General features: G+C 35.9%; 15 protein-coding genes and 1 pseudogene. 6 read left to right on the plus strand and 10 right to left on the minus strand.

The window, feature by feature from the left end; all coding sequences use genetic code 11:
• Positions 1-144: 144 nt before the first annotated feature.
• Entirely contained in the window at positions 145-456 is a 312-nt protein-coding gene (locus ACFFIT_RS06350) for a BolA family protein (RefSeq protein WP_385876811.1), read from the plus strand.
• Positions 457-458: 2 nt separating this feature from the next.
• Here ACFFIT_RS06350 and nadR read toward each other — a convergent pair whose 3' ends face one another.
• The 8 genes and pseudogenes from nadR to ACFFIT_RS06390 form a co-directional block, all read right to left on the minus strand.
• Complete coding sequence (gene nadR, locus ACFFIT_RS06355) at positions 459-1655, minus strand: multifunctional transcriptional regulator/nicotinamide-nucleotide adenylyltransferase/ribosylnicotinamide kinase NadR (RefSeq protein WP_385876812.1); 1197 nt, start codon at positions 1653-1655, stop codon at positions 459-461.
• A gap of 335 nt (positions 1656-1990) precedes the next feature.
• Positions 1991-3820, minus strand: a complete 1830-nt coding sequence (locus ACFFIT_RS06360; RefSeq protein WP_385876856.1) for a DEAD/DEAH family ATP-dependent RNA helicase — start codon at positions 3818-3820, stop codon at positions 1991-1993.
• Between the two features lie 210 nt (positions 3821-4030).
• Complete coding sequence (gene nlpI / locus ACFFIT_RS06365) at positions 4031-4921, minus strand: lipoprotein NlpI (protein WP_385876857.1); 891 nt, start codon at positions 4919-4921, stop codon at positions 4031-4033.
• Between the two features lie 94 nt (positions 4922-5015).
• Positions 5016-7187, minus strand: a complete 2172-nt coding sequence (gene pnp / locus ACFFIT_RS06370; protein ID WP_385876813.1) for a polyribonucleotide nucleotidyltransferase — start codon at positions 7185-7187, stop codon at positions 5016-5018.
• Positions 7188-7595: 408 nt separating this feature from the next.
• Positions 7596-7865, minus strand: a complete 270-nt coding sequence (gene rpsO, locus ACFFIT_RS06375) for a 30S ribosomal protein S15 (RefSeq protein ID WP_385876814.1) — start codon at positions 7863-7865, stop codon at positions 7596-7598.
• Between the two features lie 134 nt (positions 7866-7999).
• Positions 8000-8947 (minus strand): annotated as a pseudogene (locus ACFFIT_RS06380) (sigma 54-interacting transcriptional regulator); the annotation flags it as partial.
• A 25-nt stretch (positions 8948-8972) separates the two neighbouring features.
• Positions 8973-9848, minus strand: a complete 876-nt coding sequence (gene zipA / locus ACFFIT_RS06385; protein ID WP_385876815.1) for a cell division protein ZipA — start codon at positions 9846-9848, stop codon at positions 8973-8975.
• A gap of 1206 nt (positions 9849-11054) precedes the next feature.
• A complete protein-coding gene (locus ACFFIT_RS06390) occupies positions 11055-11294 on the minus strand; it encodes a hypothetical protein (RefSeq protein ID WP_385876816.1) in 240 nt (79 codons plus the stop codon).
• Between the two features lie 206 nt (positions 11295-11500).
• On the opposite strand from ACFFIT_RS06390, the gene cysK reads away from it, so the two are divergent.
• From cysK to csdA, 5 genes are all read left to right on the plus strand, one after another.
• On the plus strand, positions 11501-12499 hold the full coding sequence (gene cysK, locus ACFFIT_RS06395) for a cysteine synthase A (RefSeq protein ID WP_385876817.1): 999 nt from the start codon (positions 11501-11503) through the stop codon (positions 12497-12499).
• A 217-nt stretch (positions 12500-12716) separates the two neighbouring features.
• A complete protein-coding gene (ptsH, locus tag ACFFIT_RS06400) occupies positions 12717-12974 on the plus strand; it encodes a phosphocarrier protein Hpr (RefSeq protein WP_385876819.1) in 258 nt (85 codons plus the stop codon).
• A 132-nt stretch (positions 12975-13106) separates the two neighbouring features.
• Positions 13107-14831 (plus strand): phosphoenolpyruvate-protein phosphotransferase PtsI, encoded by a 1725-nt coding sequence (ptsI, locus tag ACFFIT_RS06405; protein ID WP_385876820.1) that lies wholly within the window; start codon positions 13107-13109, stop codon positions 14829-14831.
• Positions 14832-15004: 173 nt separating this feature from the next.
• The gene (crr, locus tag ACFFIT_RS06410; protein ID WP_385876821.1) at positions 15005-15514 is read left to right on the plus strand and encodes a PTS glucose transporter subunit IIA; all 510 of its coding nucleotides are present in this window, start codon (positions 15005-15007) and stop codon (positions 15512-15514) included.
• Positions 15515-15793: 279 nt separating this feature from the next.
• Positions 15794-17002: a cysteine desulfurase CsdA gene (csdA, locus tag ACFFIT_RS06415; RefSeq protein ID WP_385876822.1), complete on the plus strand. Its 1209-nt coding sequence runs from the start codon at positions 15794-15796 to the stop codon at positions 17000-17002.
• Positions 17003-17136: 134 nt separating this feature from the next.
• Here the strand turns inward: csdA and ACFFIT_RS06420 are convergent, their stop codons facing one another.
• Complete coding sequence (locus ACFFIT_RS06420) at positions 17137-18435, minus strand: adenylosuccinate synthase (RefSeq protein ID WP_385876823.1); 1299 nt, start codon at positions 18433-18435, stop codon at positions 17137-17139.
• Positions 18436-18513: 78 nt separating this feature from the next.
• A complete protein-coding gene (gene hflC / locus ACFFIT_RS06425) occupies positions 18514-19485 on the minus strand; it encodes a protease modulator HflC (RefSeq protein ID WP_385876824.1) in 972 nt (323 codons plus the stop codon).
• Positions 19486-19487 lie beyond the last annotated feature (2 nt).

A 19487-nucleotide genomic window follows, 5' to 3' on the forward strand; every position in this document is an offset into this window, starting at 1 on the left:
TTCCTCTTAAATATCAATTGAGTAATTAAGGTTATTTTTTAATAATTGTATCACTGTTGAACTAAAGCTTAAACCTAAAATAAGTTAAAATAAATCATCTATGATAAAATAGTCATTCACTTCCATGCAAATAAGGGGCCTATCATGAATACTGAAACTCAAATTAACCAGCGATTAGCGGAACTTAATCCTAGCTACCTAAGGATTGAAAATGAAAGTTATAAGCACAACGTACCAAAAAATTCAGAAACTCACTTTAATGTAGTGATTGTCAGTGAGGCATTTAACAATCTATCATTAATAAAGCGCCATCAGACAATTTATGGGTTACTTTCAGAGTTAATGAAAAATCCTATACATGCATTAGCACTTCACACTTTCACAAGTAAAGAATGGGAGAGTCAAAAAATTGATAATTTGAGCTCTCCAGAGTGCCTAGGTGGAGGTAAAAAGTAATATTATTCTTTAAAACCTAGTAGCTGATTGACTTGTTCTACACAAGCTAAGTACCTTTTATCATAATCACTTTCTTTAATCCTGACATAGCCTATTGCATTTTTGTCTAGGCTATCTATTATGACTTTTGTACGCGTAGACATATTTGTTTGGTTCTTTTCATCTTCTATTAATAAAACTAAATCAAAACGATATTTATCAATCATGGCCTGTATAAGGTTGTGTTCTTTACCCATATTTTTCTTACAAGAAACTTGTAATGATACAAAATCGGTATCGACAAAAACTACTCGATTGGCGAATTTAATTGCAAAGTCAATGTAATGAGCCTGACCAAGCGCAATCTTATCATAATCATTAAATTGGAGCGCTTTGACTTCATTCCCTAGATGCGTAAAAAGGTATTCTTTTTTATAATCCCAAGCGCTTGTGGTATTAAATGTATTTGATAGTTTATTGACAAGTGTCGATTTACCTACTAGCGCACAACCAATAACAGCAACCGTTCTGACAAAAAATGGCTTAACCTCTGTTGGTATGTATTCCCAATATTGAAAAGGATTCAGGCGTATTTTCTCCCCACTGATAGGCATTACACCTCTCTTAGGATCTATCAGGATAGTTTTAGCATTAAATAGCTCTTTATACTTAGGAGTATCTGTTAATTCACTTGAATAGATAAAATCAGGCACAATGCCTTGTTCATTTAAAAACTCTTTAACGCTGTCACGCCAGTCATGCCAACCATTAGGGTAGGGCTCAATACCAATTTCATTAAACAGATGGATTTTAATATTACTTTGGTATTTAAAAGTCTGTAATAACCATCTTAGCCTATCACTAATCGTTGGTTGCTTTGACATTTGACTCGCATCAAATAAAGCTTTGTCTCTAGGTTCATCATAACAGAGTATTACATGCAATTTATCGACTTGGCTTGCTGCTCTTTGTATTAAATAAACATGCCCTGTATGTAAAGGATAGAATTTACCAAAAATAACCCCCTGTATCTCGTTATTTTTAGGAAAATCAATCCTCAAGTACTCATGAATTTTTTGCAACTTTTGACCACTGGGCTCTTTGACCTTATCATTTAAAAGTTGACTTAAATATCCTTTACTTATTCCACATGCTGCAGCGACTTCTTGTAGTGTTCTTCGTTGATTTTTAATCGCTTGTTTAATGTATTTATAAGTCATGAATCTAGCTTCCATTCTTTAAGTTTGTTCTATGAGAGAACTAAACAATCTATTTAAAACAGTGTTATTTTTTATAATATAAATAATAGTGTATCCCTGCATTTACTCTTAGGATAATAAAATTTATTCTAGTTGATCAAATATATTATGTCATGCACGTTTTTCAGATTTTGCCTATTTTCAACTACGGAAAGTTAAACTTTCCTATCTAGGAAGCTTAATTTTCTGTATGAAAAGTGATCCACTCACTCATTAGAGAAAAAAAATGCCGTCATTCTAAAGAAAAACGGCACTTAAATAACTCATTTCATCTTATTCATCTATGCAATAAAGTGTTATGCACTAAATTGCTTTCTAGTAAAAGATGATTTATCAGAACGTCCAGCCGAGCGAGGCCTATCAGCTCCTCCACGGCGTCCTTCATGATTACCGCCTCTTGGACCACGTCTATCATCAGATGAACGTGCAGGTCTGCCATTTCCTGATTGCGCTTCTACCTGTGAGACAAATTGCATATTTAATGGTTTATTCAGCACTCGGGTTTTAGTAAGATGGCCTAAAATATCAGTTGGCATCCCACGTGGTAATTCAATAGTAGAATGAGTAGGATACAACTTGATGTTACCTATATAACGACTACTGATATCGCCCTCATTTGCTATGGCGCCCACAATATGTCTTACCTCTACACCATCATCGCGTCCGACTTCTATACGATATAAATCCATATCACCAACTTGGCGACGTTCTTTACGCTCAGGGCGACTATTATCAGCTCCTCTTGATTCTCTTTCTCTTCCTCGTCCTTCGAAACGGGACTCTTTTCTATCAAAATCTCTCGAAGGTTTATTTCTCATAACAGGATCTGGTTTTATGACTAATGGTCTTGATACTTGAGCCATTTTAAGAAGTGCTGCAGCTAATGTTTCAATATCAATACCTTGAGGTTGAATTTTTTCAATCAGTGCTTGGTATTTATCTAAATCATGGCTTTCGATTTCTGTTTTTACTTTTTCAGTAAAAGATTGAATTCTATGTGCAGCTAGCGTTTCTGCTGTAGGTAATTGAACTTCTGGGATCACAATACGCATGGTACGTTCAATATTTTTAAGTAAACGGTATTCTCTGCTATCAACAAATAAAAGTGCGCGCCCAGCTCTACCTGCACGTCCAGTTCGACCAATTCTATGCACATAAGATTCTGCATCTTGTGTGATATCATAGTTTACAACAAGGCTAATACGTTCAACATCTAACCCCCTTGCAGCCACATCAGTTGCGACAAGAATATCAAGTCGACCATCTTTCAATCTATCTAATGTTTGCTCACGTAATGATTGATTCATATCACCATTCAGTGCAGCTGCATTGTATCCGCCTTTTTCAAGAACTTCTGTAACCTCTACTGTCGCATTTTTAGTTCTTACAAAAATAATTGCCGCATCAAAAGCTTCTACTTCTAAAAAGCGGATCAGTGCATCATTTTTACGAACACCAGCAACACGCCAAAAACTTTGGCTTATGTCAGGGCGGGTTGTATCACTTGCTTTAATGCGTACTTCTTCAGGCTCATTCATAAAGCGACGTGTGATACGTCTTATCGCTTCAGGCATCGTAGCAGAGAATAGTGCAGTTTGATGTTCACTTGGGATCTTTGACATGATAGTTTCTACATCATCAATAAAACCCATTCTTAACATTTCATCTGCTTCATCTAGCACAAGACCCTTGATGTCTTTAAGCTTTAAAGTGCCTCTTTCCAAATGGTCTAATAATCTACCCGGCGTACCAACAACAATTTGTGGTCCTTGCTTAAGTGATCTTAATTGTCCTTCATAGCGTTGACCACCATAAAGGGCTACTACATTCACATTTTTCATATATTTTGTGAATGTTTCGCATGCTTCAGCCACTTGTATTGCCAGTTCACGTGTAGGAGCTAGCACTAAAATTTGTGGTGATTTCAGATTAACATCTAGATTTTGCAATAATGGTAATGAAAATGCTGCTGTTTTACCACTCCCTGTCTGAGCGATACCTAATACATCTTTACCTTTCAATAAATGAGGCATACATGCAGCTTGGATTGGCGAGGGTTTTTCATAGCCCAAGTCTGTCAATGCAGATAAAATTTCTTGCATTAAACCTAATGACGCAAAGGTCATCTCATTTTTAATTTCATTTGAATTTGATGTTGCTTCGATGTGTGTTTCTTTATCTATATTTGTTGTCATTTTCTAACTCTATTGTAGGTAACATAACGAATGAGTCAGTCCAACAAACTAGTAAAAATGTAATTAGTTTCATTAAATTGCGTGACCAACTCGAAAAGACAGCACTCTTATCCTAATATAAAATAAGATCTACTGTATAATTTAAGGTGAGTTTGATTCGGCTAGGTCTTCTTGTTGTTGAGCTATTAAAGCTAACTCTAATAGTGCATAGCGATGTTCAACATAGTTATGAACATTATTCGCTATCGCTTTTTTAAACAGCGATATTGCCCTATTTACATCTCCTAAACTTAAGTAATGCTTTCCTAAATAAAAGTACATTTCAGTTAAATATTCTGCAAATGTAAAATTATCCAGATTTTGTTTATCTAAACGATGCATTAACTCTTTTTCTGAAATGTGCCCTAAATAAAACGCGACAATATTCCAGCCCCAGTAATCTCGTTCTGATACTTCATCATAACGATTTTGTAGTGATTTTTTAGCAGCACTTTCATCAATCTGACGTTCAATCAAATAAAGCCATAAAATACGATATGGGTCTGTTGTATCTTCTTGATAAAAAGCGACTAAATCCTCTTGAGCCATTGCATAACGCTCACCGTAGTATAAAGCTATACCACGATTTAAACGTGCATAGGTGTAGGTAGAATCAAGTTCTAATACAGAATCAAACGCTTCATAAGCCGCATCAAAATCAGCGGCTTGCGTCGAATATATTCCTAGATAATTATAAATTTCCGGAATATCTGGGCGTATAAATAAAGCTTGGGTAAAATCATTACGGGCCAAAGCACGTAAACCTAAGCTGTCATATAAGACACCCCGCTCATATAACAATTGAGCTCTTTCTTCCTCGGTCAGCACTGTGGTCGCAAGAATTTGTTCCATTCTTGCAAGCATAACTTCCTGCTGAATAGTAGATTGCAAAGGTACTGCCATCAGATTATCATTTGATACTTGACTTTGTGATGTGCATCCCGTTAAAAATAAAAATAAGGTAATAGATGACAAGCATATATGCTTTTTCAATGATTTGTTTAAAATACATTTCATCTCTTTTACCCATAATTATTTATACTTTCTAATAATTTAACTTCGGAACTTTTTCAGTATACCACAATTTCTACTCTGCGTCTTGCCCTTGACCCGACCCATTTGTATTATTTTGTGAAGATTCAGTATCTGGTTGTACAGATAATGCTTCTTCATTTTGTGGTTGAGCTTCTTTGATACTAAGTCTTACACGACCTTGTCTATCAATTTCTAATACTTTAACTGGTACTTCTTGACCAACAGCAATGTAATCAGCAATTTTTTCAATGCGTTTGTCTACGATTTGAGAGATATGCACAAGTCCTTCTTTACCGCCAGCAAAGCTAACAAAAGCACCAAAATCTGCAACTCTAACTACTTTTCCTTCATAGATTTTACCAACAATCACTTCTGCTGTAATCTCTTCTATACGACGAATCGCATGTTGAGCCTTTTCATTATCAGAGGAAGCTATTTTAACAAGACCCGTATCATCAATTTCGATGGTAGTACCTGTTTCTTCAGTTAATGCACGTATTACCGCGCCACCTTTGCCTATAATGTCTTTAATTTTATCTGCGTTAACTTTTAATGTATGGATTCTTGGGGCAAAATCAGATATTTCAGTATTAGGTTGAGTAATTGTTCTCTCCATCACATCTAGGATATGTAAGCGAGCGCCTTTTGCTTGATTTAAAGCAACTTGCATGATTTCTTTAGTGATTCCTTCAATTTTAATATCCATTTGAAGTGCTGTAATACCTTCACGGCTACCAGCAACTTTAAAATCCATATCACCTAAGTGATCTTCATCTCCTAAAATATCAGAAAGAACAACAAATTTATCATCTTCCTTAACTAACCCCATAGCGATACCTGCAACAGCTGAGCGGATAGGTACGCCGGCATCCATAAGTGCAAGTGATGCACCACATACAGATGCCATTGAAGAAGAGCCGTTAGATTCTGTGATTTCAGAAACGACCCTGACTGTATAAGGAAATTCTGCCGCGCTTGGCATTACTGCTGCAACACCACGTTTAGCGAGACGACCATGGCCAATTTCACGGCGTTTAGGTGAGCCTACCATACCAGTTTCACCAACAGAATATGGAGGGAAATTATAATGGAATAAGAATTTATCTGTTTTTTCACCGACTAATTCATCAATAACTTGAGCATCTCTTTCCGTACCTAAAGTGACGGTGACAAGTGCTTGTGTTTCACCACGAGTGAAAAGTGATGAACCATGAGTACGAGGAAGTACACCAGTGCGTACATCTAATCCACGGATCATGTCTTTTTCACGACCATCAATACGAGGAGCACCACTAATAACTCTTTCTCTCACTACTTTAGATTCTAAAGCACCAAGAATAGTTAAAATTTCAGATTCATCAAGTGTTTCATTTTCTTTAAGTAACTCTTCGCAAACACTGGTCTTAATTGCATCTACTTGCTCATAACGAGTTTGCTTTTCAGTAATTTGGTATGCAGCTGAAAGTCTATCTTCAGCAAGCATTTGAATTTTTTGATTAAGTTCAACATTAGGGACAGGTGGAACCCAATCCCAAGCTGGCTTAGCGGCTTTTGAAGCAAAAGCTTTGATTTCATTGATTACGATCTGCTGTTGTTCATGTCCAAAAACAACCGCACCTAACATTTCATCTTCACTGAGAATATCTGCTTCTGATTCAACCATTAAAACTGCATTCTCAGTTCCTGCAACAACTAAATCAAGTCGACTTTCTTTCAGTTCAGCTGTCGTTGGATTTAAAACATATTTATTGTTAAGGTAACCTACACGCGCGGCACCAATTGGGCCATTAAACGGAATACCAGATACTGCAAGAGCAGCTGAAGCACCAATCATAGATACAATATCAGGATTAACTTCTGGATTAACAGATACAACCGTAGCAACGATTTGTACCTCATTTAAAAAACCTTCAGGAAAAAGAGGTCTTAGTGGCCTATCAATTAAACGACTGACTAATGTCTCACCCTCGCTAGGGCGTCCTTCACGACGGAAAAAACTGCCTGGAATTTTACCAACTGCATAAGTTCTTTCTTGATAGTTAACAGTAAGAGGAAAAAAATCCTGACCAGCTTTAACCTTTTTTTGTCCAACAACTGTAACAAATACTGCAGTGTCGTCCATGCTTATCATTACTGCGCCTGTGGCTTGTCTTGCCATCATATTTGTTTCTAATGTAACGGTATGCTGTCCGTATTTGAATTCATGTACAATAGGTGTTAACACTATATATTCCTCTTTTTAAACTTTTTATTGCTTAGCAGCTGTGAGTGATGTTTTATATTGCTTTTTTTTAAATTTATTAACTGGGCTTACTTTTTTAAACTTACAATCATCAATTAAAAATTAACAATTAATATGTGACTTCCACTCTTCATCATTATTCATTATAGAAATAGTTTTATTTATTTTAAGTACGGCTTATGATTCTTAAAGAATTCAGAAATATTCAATTTAGCGGCCTGAAGATAATGCCCTTTTTGATGGAACTTTATTTAGATTTAGCTATTCAAATACTATTAATTCACTTTTTGCTTTTTTAATGTTTTTATTTACTACGTATTATTAGACCGATATGAATTTTTTTGTAATACGACAAAGGGGCTTGTGCCCCTTTATCGTATTTTTCAGAAATTAACGACGTAATCCTAAGCGCTCAATGAGCGTAGAGTAACGTTTAACATCTTTATTTTTCAAATAATCAAGAAGACTACGGCGTTGTGCTACCATACGTAACAAACCACGACGACCGTGATGATCTTTTTTGTGTTCAGAAAAATGTGACTGTAAATCATTGATCCTAGCTGTTAATAATGCAACTTGAACTTCAGTTGATCCTGTATCATTCGCATCACTACCATATTCAGCAACGATTTTCGCTTTTGTTTCTGCTGTTAGAGACATAACTTCTCCTAAATAAGGGTTAAAATATAAATAAATTAGCGCCGATCTCTAATTCAGCACTAACATGATTAAAGCTGGGTTATTGTACGCTTTCATCAATGCTTGTGCAACACAATAGATAAGATTATTAACTGTTATTTAATTTGGTAATGTCTCAATTTATTTGCAACAGCAGTATGCGATAAACCTAATCGTTTACCTAATTTTCGAGAGCTAGGATAGGCAGTAAACAATTGTGAAAGTACTTTACACTCATAGCGATTCATTATGTCCACTAAACTTCCCTCAAGCTCTTCTTCACTCAGCATCGTAATTTCTTCTTCTAAAAATGTTATATCCTGCACTCTCATTGAATCAAAAATCAAATCATTAGCCGTAAGATGCTTGGAGTCTAATTGAACTAAACTCTGATAAAGTGTATTTTTAAGTTGTCTGATATTGCCAGGCCATTCGTGCTCTAAAAGAATTTGTGCAACATCTGCAGTACATATCGGAGGGGTAATTTTTAGCTGTTCCGAAAGCTCTGATAATAAAAAATGAGTCAGGGGCATAATGTCAGCCCTCCTCTCTCTTAGAGGTGGGATAGTTAATGTTATTACATTAAGTCTATAATACAAATCTTCACGGAATAAACCTTGTTTGACCAATGAAAATAATTTTTTTTGAGTAGCGCAAATAATTCGGATATCCACAAATATTTCATTGTCTTCACCTACGCGCCTAAAAGTGCCATCATTAATAAATCGGAGTAGTTTGCCTTGCATATGAGGTGACATTTCTTCAATTTGGTCAAGCAGGACTGTACCAAGGTGCGCTTGTTCAAAAAAACCTTTTTTCACAGTAGCAACTGGAGGTAAATTCGAAACAAAGCCGAAAAGTTCACTTTCAACAACATCATCCGGGATTCCAGCACAATTTAATGCTAAGAAAGGTTGATTTGATCTAGGGCTTGCAAGATGGCAGGCACGTGCAAGCATATCTTTACCAGTGCCTGTTTCACCTTCAATTAATAAGGGAACATTCAATTGGGCTGCTTTGGTGGCATGTTTAATGATTTGTTTCATGGGATAGCTTTCCGCTATCCAATCATTTAAAACCACCTGCAGATTACGCATTTTGATAGGTTCTAGTCATCCAATCACGGATAGATTGTGTGATACTTTCAGTTTTTAGCTGAGTTAATATTTGACGTTTATCATCATAAACTTGCCCACCAACATCTTCTGCAATGCGCTGAACGGATTGAAGCATCAGTTTGAAGTTTTGTATCGGTTCACCGGCTGAAGGCAGAACCATGAAAAACGTCACACCAATAGTTGTAAAATCAATCATTTGATTAGGATCAAAAGTGCCAGGTTTTACCATGTTTGCGACACTAAATATAACAGGGGATGCCGTAGTAGATAAATGTCTATGGAAAATATTCATATCGCCATAATTTAGCCCTGCATTAAGAAAACTATTAAGAAGTAAATCACCCCTCAATATGTTGTTGTGGACACCCATAACATGTAACACAATAACAAGTTCTTCAACGGGTTCCTGCTGTTCTTCAATTGCTGTAGTTTCCTCTGCTAAAGTTTGATCATCTGTTGTCTCAGTAATAGCAGATTCATTTTGAAGAACTTCTGTTTCATGATTTTCATTTGCATCTGTTCTTAATTTAATCTCAGTATCCGTAATTGTATTAGAGGGGTCAGAGTGCAAATCTTTATTCATTTGCATATGCTCTTCAGCATCTCCTTTTTTAACTCTTACTTCACTTACATCAGTATCTAACGCATGAATCTGAACTTCATTATCAATTGCATCAATGTCTTCAGAAAAAGAAGGAGTATCGTTTTCACTACGGCGAGAAACTCTTTTTTTCTTACCAAAAAGGGTTGACTTCTCTTTACGTGAACTCCAAACACCATGTAAAAAAAGAGCAATAATAGCTAATACACCAATAACAAGTAAAATGATTCGCAAATTTTCCTTCACAGTATTCTCTTATTAATTTTATATGCAGTTAAATTTAAGGGCTTATGCATTTATAAGCTTCGCGCTTTGTGCAAGTGTTTAAATTAGCATTCAATTGAAAACTCTTGCTGATATTTAAATTTTTCATTTCTTATAGGCCAATGAATGCACAGGGCTAGTTAAAAGCTCCTATTATCAACGTAATAACCTGTAGAATATAGAATATTCTCCATATTGTTCTTAGATTATAAGAAAATATAGATACTTTAAAGAGTGTATCACAAAATTGATTCATCTATTATACACTTTACCTTGCCATATTATAATCTTAGTGGCAACTTGTAAAGTAAATGTTACATGCACTAGGCTTATGGACAGATAAGTTTTATTGTTACTTTTATCAACAAGCAGAGAAAAATAAATAAAAAAGTGTGTCCAACTTGAAATAGTCTTTCACTGTAAATATTTCTTACCCTCTAGAGGCTGTTGACATAGAAGACTCACAAATTGATCATGCCTAAAGTAGTTTATAAACAACCTCTTGAAGTGGAAAATATTTAATAAGTGGTATGAGGTTTTTGTAATTAACTCGTAAAAGTATATTATAAAAGAGTAAATGTCATGCCAAGATTGAATTTATAAGATTAGTCAGTGGAATTTCCTACAAAAACTTTTTAACCGTGTCCATATAGATTATATAAATAGATCAGATCGATTATTTTTAGAGAGTGCTTTATAAAGGTTGTTTTTTATAAGATCTGTACTGGTTTGCCTTGGCATGATTTACCCAATGAATTTGGGTATTGTAATGCTGCTTATAAACGTTTTAATCGTTAGGCCCATCAACAAGGTTTTTTAGAGATTCTAACAACGCTTGCTCACATCAATGAGAAAGAGTGTGGAGGTGTTGATGGCACTATTATTTGTATACATAAGTTCAGTATAGTATAGGTACTGCAACTAATAGCACTGAAATCATCGGTAAATGCCGAGGAGATAATTCGGCTATAAAACATCTTATAGTTTATGGTTGATAGTTGATAGTTTGAGACTATCAAATCACCAAGAACTCAGTGTGAGACAGCGGCATGGCGTTACGCATGCTGTAAGTTTAATTAACCATACTGGTGAGTTTGAATGTTTTATAGCTTATAAAAGTTATGATCTAAAAACTTAAAGAGAGCTGATATCCAACCTCAACAAAACATCCATCATTCCAAAACATAATCATGGTAAGGACTGAAATACAGGCTCAATTGATAAATACTTATACAAAATAGGGTTCTTGGTCGAAAATGCTTTTGCTAGGATAAAGCATTGCAGAGCAATCGCAACGGGGTATGATAAATTAAAAATTTGCTTTAGAAGCACTACTGCAATTGCTTTTATTATGCTGTCTTGACCATGTATGTCTAAAAAAGCTTTCGAAATGTGAACAGCTCCTAGTAAACCACTAATCGATGGCATTCCATAAAGTCCTTTTCGATAACAATCATATTATCTTTTCATTCTGTTATAGGTTATAACCATTAGTTATTAGGATGTTTGCAAATAAAAAGGCATGATGTTCTCACATTTATTTTTGTTACTACTCTTAATTTTTTGGGTATACTAAGCCTCAGTATATTTAATTATTGCCAGTTTTATGTTCAATTTTAATATGAGAATACTTTATGACTTTGGAACAATACTCTTCAAGTCCGGAACAAGACATCATCTTTAATGATAATACCCTGACTATTGGCCATACACCACTTGTAAGGTTAAATAGGATCGGGAATGGTAATATCTATGCCAAAATAGAGTCAAGAAACCCGAGTTTCAGTGTTAAATGCCGAATCGGTGCTAACATGATTTGGGAAGCTGAAAAGCATGGGATTTTGACCCATGATAAAACATTAGTTGAACCCACGAGTGGCAACACAGGCATTGCATTAGCGTATGTAGCATCAGCTAAAGGCTACAATTTGATACTTACTATGCCAGAAACAATGAGCGTTGAAAGAAGAAGATTGCTCAAAGCTCTTGGCGCAGAATTGATATTAACCCCAGGCAATTTAGGTATGAAAGGGGCAATTGATAAAGCCAATGAAATTGCAGACGCAAATCCTTCTAAGTATTTAGTTCTTCAACAGTTCAGCAACCCGGCTAACCCTGCTATTCATGAAGCAACAACAGGCCCGGAAATCTGGAGAGCCACACAAGGAAAAATTGATATATTTGTAGCCGGCGTAGGCACTGGCGGCACAATAACAGGCGTGAGCAGATACATAAAAAATAATTTGAAAAAAAACATTTTGTCTGTGGCCGTTGAACCTTCTGATTCTCCAGTTATTCAGCAGGCCTTAGATGGACAAGAAATTAAACCTGGTCCTCATAAAATCCAGGGAATTGGTGCAGGATTTATTCCTGCGAATCTCGATTTAAGTCTAGTTGACAAGGCCATACAGATTACAAATGAGGAAGCATTTGAGATGGCTCACGAATTGATGAAAAAAGAAGGGATTCTCGCAGGAATCTCATCTGGAGCAGCAATAAGTGCCGCGCTTAAATTAAATCAACAACCTGAATACCAGGATAAGATGATAGTTGCTATCTTGGCCTCTTCTGCTGAGCGGTATTTAAGTTCTGCCTTATTTGCTGATATTTTTACCGATGAAAGCCTAAAATAGCACTTAAACGTGATATAGATCACAAAAAGGCACCTTTAAGGGTGCTTTTTTGTGTCAGTTAATAGAAACTTTTCCAAATTATAGCTTAAGTTGAATGATTGTTTTTGAGGTTTATCATAAATCAGATATAATCTCGGCTGTATACTATACATTAGTTATTTTTTACGATTTAGAATGATTCTAAAATTACATTTCATCTAGTTAATGGAGATACGATATGTTTCAACAAGACGTTGTTATAATTGCCCCAAATGGCCTTCACACTCGCCCTGCGGCACAATTTGTTAAAGAAGCCAAAAATTTTTCGTCTGAAATCACTGTGATTTCTAATGGCAAGTCCGCTAGCGCTAAAAGCCTCTTTAAACTTCAAACATTAGGATTATCTCAAGGCACAACTATTACACTTCAAGCTGAAGGTGAGGATGAAAAAGAAGCAGTTGAGTATTTAGCAAAACTTCTTGATACATTAGAATAATATTTATCAATATTTTTTTAAAAAAATCATGTATGATTATTATATGAAGGCAACATTTATGTTGCCTTCTTCGAAAATAGAACTCAAAAAATATACATTTTTTTTAAACAGTAAATTAAAGAAGGGCTAATTATGATTTCAGGTATCCCAGCTTCTCCAGGCTTAGCTTTTGGTAAGGCACTTTTACTCATTGAAGATGCTTTAAATATCAATAATAAAAAAATTGATGAATCTTCGATAGATGAAGAAATTCAACGCTTTCTCTCAGGACGTGCCAAAGCGGCTGAACAACTTGAGGTAATCAAGAATAAAGCAGCTCAATCACTTGGTGAAGAAAAGGAAGCCATATTCGAGGGGCATATTATGCTTCTTGAAGATGAAGAACTAGAACAAGAGATCACTACTTTAATTACAAAAAATCGTTTAAGTGCTGATGCTGCTGTTTTTAATGTAATAGATGAACAAGCTAGAGCTCTTGAGGAACTTGATGACGAGTATTTAAAAGAACGAGCAGCTGATGTTCGTGACATAGGTAAACGTCTTTTAAAAAATATATTAAATATGCCTATTGTTGATTTAAGTGCAATTGACGAAGAAGTAATTTTAGTTTCTAGAGATTTAACACCTTCGGAAACGGCACAACTCAATTTAGATAAAGTTCTTGGTTTCATTACTGATATTGGGGGCCGCACATCTCATACATCTATAATGGCTCGTTCTTTAGAGTTACCTGCTATTGTTGGTACGGGTAATATTACCTCACAAGTTAAAAATGGGGATATTCTCATCCTCGATGCACTCAATAATGAAGTGCATATCAACCCATCTACTGAACTGACGGAGCAGAAAAGAGCAATTGCCCAAAGTTATCTTGATGAAAAAAATGAGTTAATCAAATTAAAGAATCTTCCTGCTACAACCCTTGATGGACATCAAGTGGAAGTGTGTGCGAATATCGGTACTGTAAGAGATGTTGCTGGTGCTGAACGTAATGGTGCAGAAGGTGTTGGATTATATAGAACAGAATTCCTCTTCATGGACAGAGACAGCTTGCCTTCAGAACAAGAACAATTTTTAGCGTACAAGGCGGTTGCAGAAGCGGTTGGCGATCAAGCTGTCATCGTAAGAACTATGGATATTGGTGGGGATAAAGAACTTCCTTATATGAATTTCCCTAAAGAAGACAATCCTTTCTTAGGATGGAGAGCTATCCGTATCTGTTTTGATCGCAAAGATATACTTGATGCACAAATCAAAGCCATACTAAGGGCTTCTGCGTTTGGTAAATTACGCATTATGTTCCCAATGATCATTTCAGTCGAAGAAATTCGCCAGCTTAAAATTGAAATTGAGCGTTTGAAGAGTGAACTTCGCGAAGCAAATCAAGCTTTCGATGAGTCTATAGAAATCGGTGTTATGATTGAAACTCCAGCTGCTGCGATGATTGCCCATCATTTGGCAAAAGAAGTGGATTTCTTTAGTATAGGTACCAACGATCTCACTCAATATACTCTGGCTGTTGATAGAGGTAATGATATGATTTCTCATCTTTACAACCCATTATCGCCTTCAGTACTACTTCTAATTAAGAAAGTAATTGATGCATCTCACGCTGAAGGTAAATGGACAGGAATGTGTGGTGAACTTGCTGGTGATGAAAGAGCAACACTATTACTTCTTGGTATGGGCTTAGATGAATTCAGCATGAGTGCTATTTCAATTCCAAGAATTAAAAAAATTATTCGCAACGCTAATTTCAGCAAAGCTCAGGAACTTGCAAAAGAAGCACTTGAACAACCTACTGCAGAAGGTATAATCTCATTAGTAGATAAATTTATTGGTAATCATAAAAATTAATACGCAAGTATTTAAAGGCGTGTTAATATAATGTGATAAGTAATATGAGATTCATAATACAGTTCTGAATTGTAGCTACATGGATCAACCTGAACACCTTTCTTTAGTTTTAGAAAGGTGTTTATCACCAGGCTAGCAATAGTTAACCTAAAACATGTAATGAGGATATTCACATGGGATTTTTTGATAAAATTAAGTCATTAATGTCAGATGAAAAAACTGATGCAGCACACATTGAAATTTTTGCACCAATTTCTGGAGAAATTGTAAACATCGAAGATGTCCCTGATGTAGTTTTTGCTGAAAAAGTTGTAGGTGATGGCATTGCAATTAAACCTACAGGCAATTTAATTGTTTCTCCTGTCAATGGCACTATTGGTAAAATTTTTGAAACTAATCATGCTTTTTCAATTGAATCAAATGAAGGTATAGAACTTTTCGTTCATTTTGGTTTTGATACAGTTCAATTGCGTGGTGCAGGTTTTACTCGTATAGCAGAAGAAGGGCAATCTGTAAAAGTTGGTGATCCTATCATTGAATTGGATTTAGCTCTTCTTGAAGAAAAAGCCAAATCAACATTAACCCCGGTTGTAATTTCTAATTTAGATGATATTAAAGAAATGTCTAAATTAAGTGGTAATGTTGTTGCTGGTCAAAGTCCAATTTTAAAAGTGACTCGTTAATTTCTTATACTCAGTTATTCGTTATACGAATAACTGAGTTTTAACCCCTTTTTATAATTATAATTTTTAGCTGTTTTTGACTACTTTACATTTATTATTAATCACTCTTTTCTATCTTATCGCTTTAGTTGTCACTACTCTTTCAAATTATTACCTTAAAAGCCATTCTTTTTTGTTCAACCTTTCTTCTATTTGATACAATATTGAATAGAAATAATATTAGCAGAACTTAAATTAAGCTTTCATGACTTATTCCGATAATTTTTAAGGCGTCCACTTATGCTTTCATCATTAGAAAACCAATTGCAGAAATTTAGAAACTCTTTCCCCGCTCTTAGTGGTAACTTAATTTATTTTGACTCTGCCGCTACTTCATTAAAACCACAAGTACTAATAGATACAACTGTGAATTTTTATTCAACTGCAGGTACAGTACATAGAAGTCAATATAAAGAAGCGCAATCATTAACAGATCTTTATGAGGAGACAAGAACATTAATTGCAAGATTCATCTCAGCCCAGCAGCCAGAGAACATTATCTGGACTAAAGGCGCCACAGAATCAGCCAATTTAATTGCGCATAGTTATTTCAAAGATATATTAACTGCGGATGATGAAATTATCGTTAGTGAGTCTGAGCATCATGCCAATTTAATCCCTTGGATTATGCTTGCTAAAACCACAGGAGCAACTCTGATCACGCTTCCACTCAATGAAAATGCTATTCCTTGTCTTGATTCATTTAAAAAATTGATCAATACCAAAACAAAGCTTTTAGCCATTACACAAATGTCAAACTTGACAGGTGCAATTACACCATTGCAAACTTTCATTGAGGTAGCTCATCGCTATGATTGTAAAGTGGTTATTGATGGTTCACAAGGAATCGTCCATTCAAGTATTGACGTTGAGGCGTTAAACATTGATTTTTATTTTTTTTCTGCCCATAAACTCTATGGCCCGACAGGTGTTGGTGTACTTTATGCCTCGCCCTCTGTAATTGATGACATGCAACCTTGGCAAGGTGGTGGCAAAATGTTGGTACATGCTAAAATGGAGGATTATATTGCTGCAGAACCGCCATACTGTTTTGAGGCGGGCACACCTAATATTGCAGGGATCATTGGTTTTAATGCTGTATTAAAATGGTGGCAACAGTGGCCATTAGATGGCTTTGAAAAGCATGCTATATCGCTTGCAACAAAGACACATCATCTGCTTTCTGAGCTTCCACTTTATAAGAGGATTAGTGTACCTAGCAGCTCAATTCTGACATTTACTTTAAAAGGGATTCACCCTTCAGATCTAGATATGCTTTTAGCTGAACAAAACATCGCTATTCGCTCAGGTATGCACTGTGCTCATCCATTGAATCGTACATTAGGCATTAATGGTTCTATTAGAGCCTCTTTTGCACCCTTCAATACAGATAAAGAAGTTGAACTATTTATTAGCGCAATAAAAAAAGCAGTTAGCATTTTACGTTAACAAACCTGCAAGAATGAATTCCTGCAGGTCATTTAGATTGGGAATACTGGATTTAATAATTGAAAAGCTGTGTCAATATAATTAGCTGTATAAGTACTGCTTAACATTGAAAGACTTTCCAATTAAAGCCTGTATTAATTATTAAATGGATGGCGAAGAATGATTGTTTCGTCTCTGTCAGGTCCGGTAGAAATGATATCTATCGGTACCCCTGTTAACTCTTTAATACGCTTGATATAGTCAACTGCAGCCTTTGGTAGTTCTGTATGGGATTTAACACCATATGTACTTTCAGACCAACCTCGCATTGTTTCATACACAGGCGTAATACCTTCCCATCCTTCTAAAGATACAGGCGTATTATCAACAACTTCACCTGATGCTAAGCGATAGCCTACACAAATTTTGAGCTCTTCTAGACCATCTAAAACATCAAGCTTAGTTAAGCAAAAGCCTGTTAATGAGTTTAGTTGTATTGCACGACGAAGTGCCACGATATCTAACCAACCTGTACGTCTTCTTCGTCCAGTAGTTGAACCAAATTCATGACCTTTAGCACACAAGTGTTCACCGATATCATCATTTAATTCTGTAGGGAAAGGACCACCACCAACACGCGTTGAGTAGGCTTTGACAATACCAAGCACATAATCAATATGGCATGGACCAAAGCCCGCTCCAGTAGATACTCCGCCTGCTGTAGTGTTTGAGGAAGTTACGAAAGGATACGTCCCATGATCAATATCTAACAACGTTCCTTGTGCACCTTCAAACATGATAAGTTCATTATTTCTACGCGCTTTATCCAATAAATCCGTCACATCAACAACCATGCTAAGCAGTGTATCAGCTACTGCCATCACATCTTTCAACACAGTCTCATAATCCACTGTAGATTCTTTGTAATAATTTTCCAAAGTGAAATTATGAAAGCTCATTATGTCATATAATTTTTTAGCAAATAGTTCTTTATTATACAAATCACAAATACGCAAACCACGACGCGCAACCTTGTCTTCATAAGCAGGACCAATACCACGTCCTGTTGTACCTATAGCTTTTTTACCTAAAGCTTTTTCTCGAGCGGCATCAAGTGCAATATGATAGGGTAATATTAGTGGACAAGCGGGAGAAATTTTTAGACGACTTTTGACGGGCACCCCTGCCTCTTCAAGAGTTTTCATCTCTTTCATTAATGCCTCAGGTGATAATACGACTCCGTTAGCTATAATGCTTGTGACATTGTCTCTCAATATTCCGGAAGGTATTAAATGTAAAACCGTTTTTTTGCCTTCAATAACTAAAGTATGACCTGCATTATGTCCGCCTTGATAGCGCACCGCATATTTAGCCTTTTCAGTCAGTAAGTCAACAATTTTACCCTTACCTTCGTCACCCCATTGGGTGCCTAATACCACTACATTTTTTGCCATGTTTGCCTACCTTAAGATGCTTTTTGCATTTATTATTTGAGTTTTACCCCTATGTACATAGGGGCACAGATTGAATTATTATTGCGGCGCTAAATAAGTTTCAGGCTGCTTCATGTAACGGAAAAATTCGTTGTCTGGACTTAGTACCATGACATCAGTATTTCCTTTAAATGATTCTTCATACGCTCTTAAGCTACGAATAAAAGAGTAAAAACCTGTATCTTGATTAAATGCATCAGCAAAAGTTTTAGCAGCGATTGCATCACCCTCACCCACAAGAATTTGAGCATCCCTTTGGGCTTTAGATTTCATGATGGCCGTTTCTCTGTCTGTTTCTGAACGAATACGCACTGCAGCTTCTTCCCCTTGAGCACGATGACGAGTTGCAACAGCTCTTCTCTCTGCTCTCATATTATTAAATATTGCATCAGAAATTTCATCAGGTAAATTTATTTTTTTAATCCTAACATCAACCACTTCAATACCAATTTCAGATAAGCGCATTCTGGCATTATTGCTTAAATTGATGGCATCTGCACTAAGCTCACCATCTACAATTTCCTCATCACTGACTTCATTTGCACCACTATTTAATATATCTCTAACCGCTGTAAAACGACTTCTTGAATCCTGAACTATTTCTTTTACATCTAATCGTCCGAATTCAGAACGCAATCGGTCAATAAGACGAGGCCTAAGAATGTTTTCTGCAAGTAAACCATTCCCCCCTGTCACTTGGTAAAACAGTCCAAAATCTGTGATTCTCCATTTTAAATAAGAATCAACAATCAAGTGCTTACTTTCACGGGTAATAAACCGTTGTTCAGCAGTTTGCATTGTTTGAATACGGGCATCTAAAATTTTAACGTTATTGATGAATGGAATTTTAAAATGAATGCCTGGAGAATGAACGCGAGTTTGGCCATCATCATCCCTGACTACTCTATTAAACTGTAAAACAATCCCACGAGTCCCTTCAGGAACAACAAATACAGAATTATAGGCTACTAATAAGCCGATAACGACAATACTAATTAAAAATGGACGCATGT

The sequence above is a fragment of the Thorsellia kenyensis genome, from assembly GCF_042432445.1.
In the GTDB taxonomy this organism is placed as follows: domain Bacteria; phylum Pseudomonadota; class Gammaproteobacteria; order Enterobacterales; family Thorselliaceae; genus Thorsellia; species Thorsellia kenyensis.

Excerpts from the sequence above, each read along its gene's own strand:
- ACFFIT_RS06350 (WP_385876811.1), top strand. The coding sequence starts at position 145 with ATGAATACTGAAACTCAAATTAACCAGCGATTAGCGGAACTTAATCCT.
- nadR (WP_385876812.1), bottom strand. The coding sequence starts at position 1,655 with ATGACTTATAAATACATTAAACAAGCGATTAAAAATCAACGAAGAACA.
- ACFFIT_RS06360 (WP_385876856.1), bottom strand. The coding sequence starts at position 3,820 with ATGACCTTTGCGTCATTAGGTTTAATGCAAGAAATTTTATCTGCATTG.
- rpsO (WP_385876814.1), bottom strand. The coding sequence starts at position 7,865 with ATGTCTCTAACAGCAGAAACAAAAGCGAAAATCGTTGCTGAATATGGT.
- ACFFIT_RS06390 (WP_385876816.1), bottom strand. The coding sequence starts at position 11,294 with ATGCCATCGATTAGTGGTTTACTAGGAGCTGTTCACATTTCGAAAGCT.
- cysK (WP_385876817.1), top strand. The coding sequence starts at position 11,501 with ATGACTTTGGAACAATACTCTTCAAGTCCGGAACAAGACATCATCTTT.
- ptsH (WP_385876819.1), top strand. The coding sequence starts at position 12,717 with ATGTTTCAACAAGACGTTGTTATAATTGCCCCAAATGGCCTTCACACT.
- ptsI (WP_385876820.1), top strand. The coding sequence starts at position 13,107 with ATGATTTCAGGTATCCCAGCTTCTCCAGGCTTAGCTTTTGGTAAGGCA.
- crr (WP_385876821.1), top strand. The coding sequence starts at position 15,005 with ATGGGATTTTTTGATAAAATTAAGTCATTAATGTCAGATGAAAAAACT.
- csdA (WP_385876822.1), top strand. The coding sequence starts at position 15,794 with ATGCTTTCATCATTAGAAAACCAATTGCAGAAATTTAGAAACTCTTTC.
- ACFFIT_RS06420 (WP_385876823.1), bottom strand. The coding sequence starts at position 18,435 with ATGGCAAAAAATGTAGTGGTATTAGGCACCCAATGGGGTGACGAAGGT.
- hflC (WP_385876824.1), bottom strand. The coding sequence starts at position 19,485 with ATGCGTCCATTTTTAATTAGTATTGTCGTTATCGGCTTATTAGTAGCC.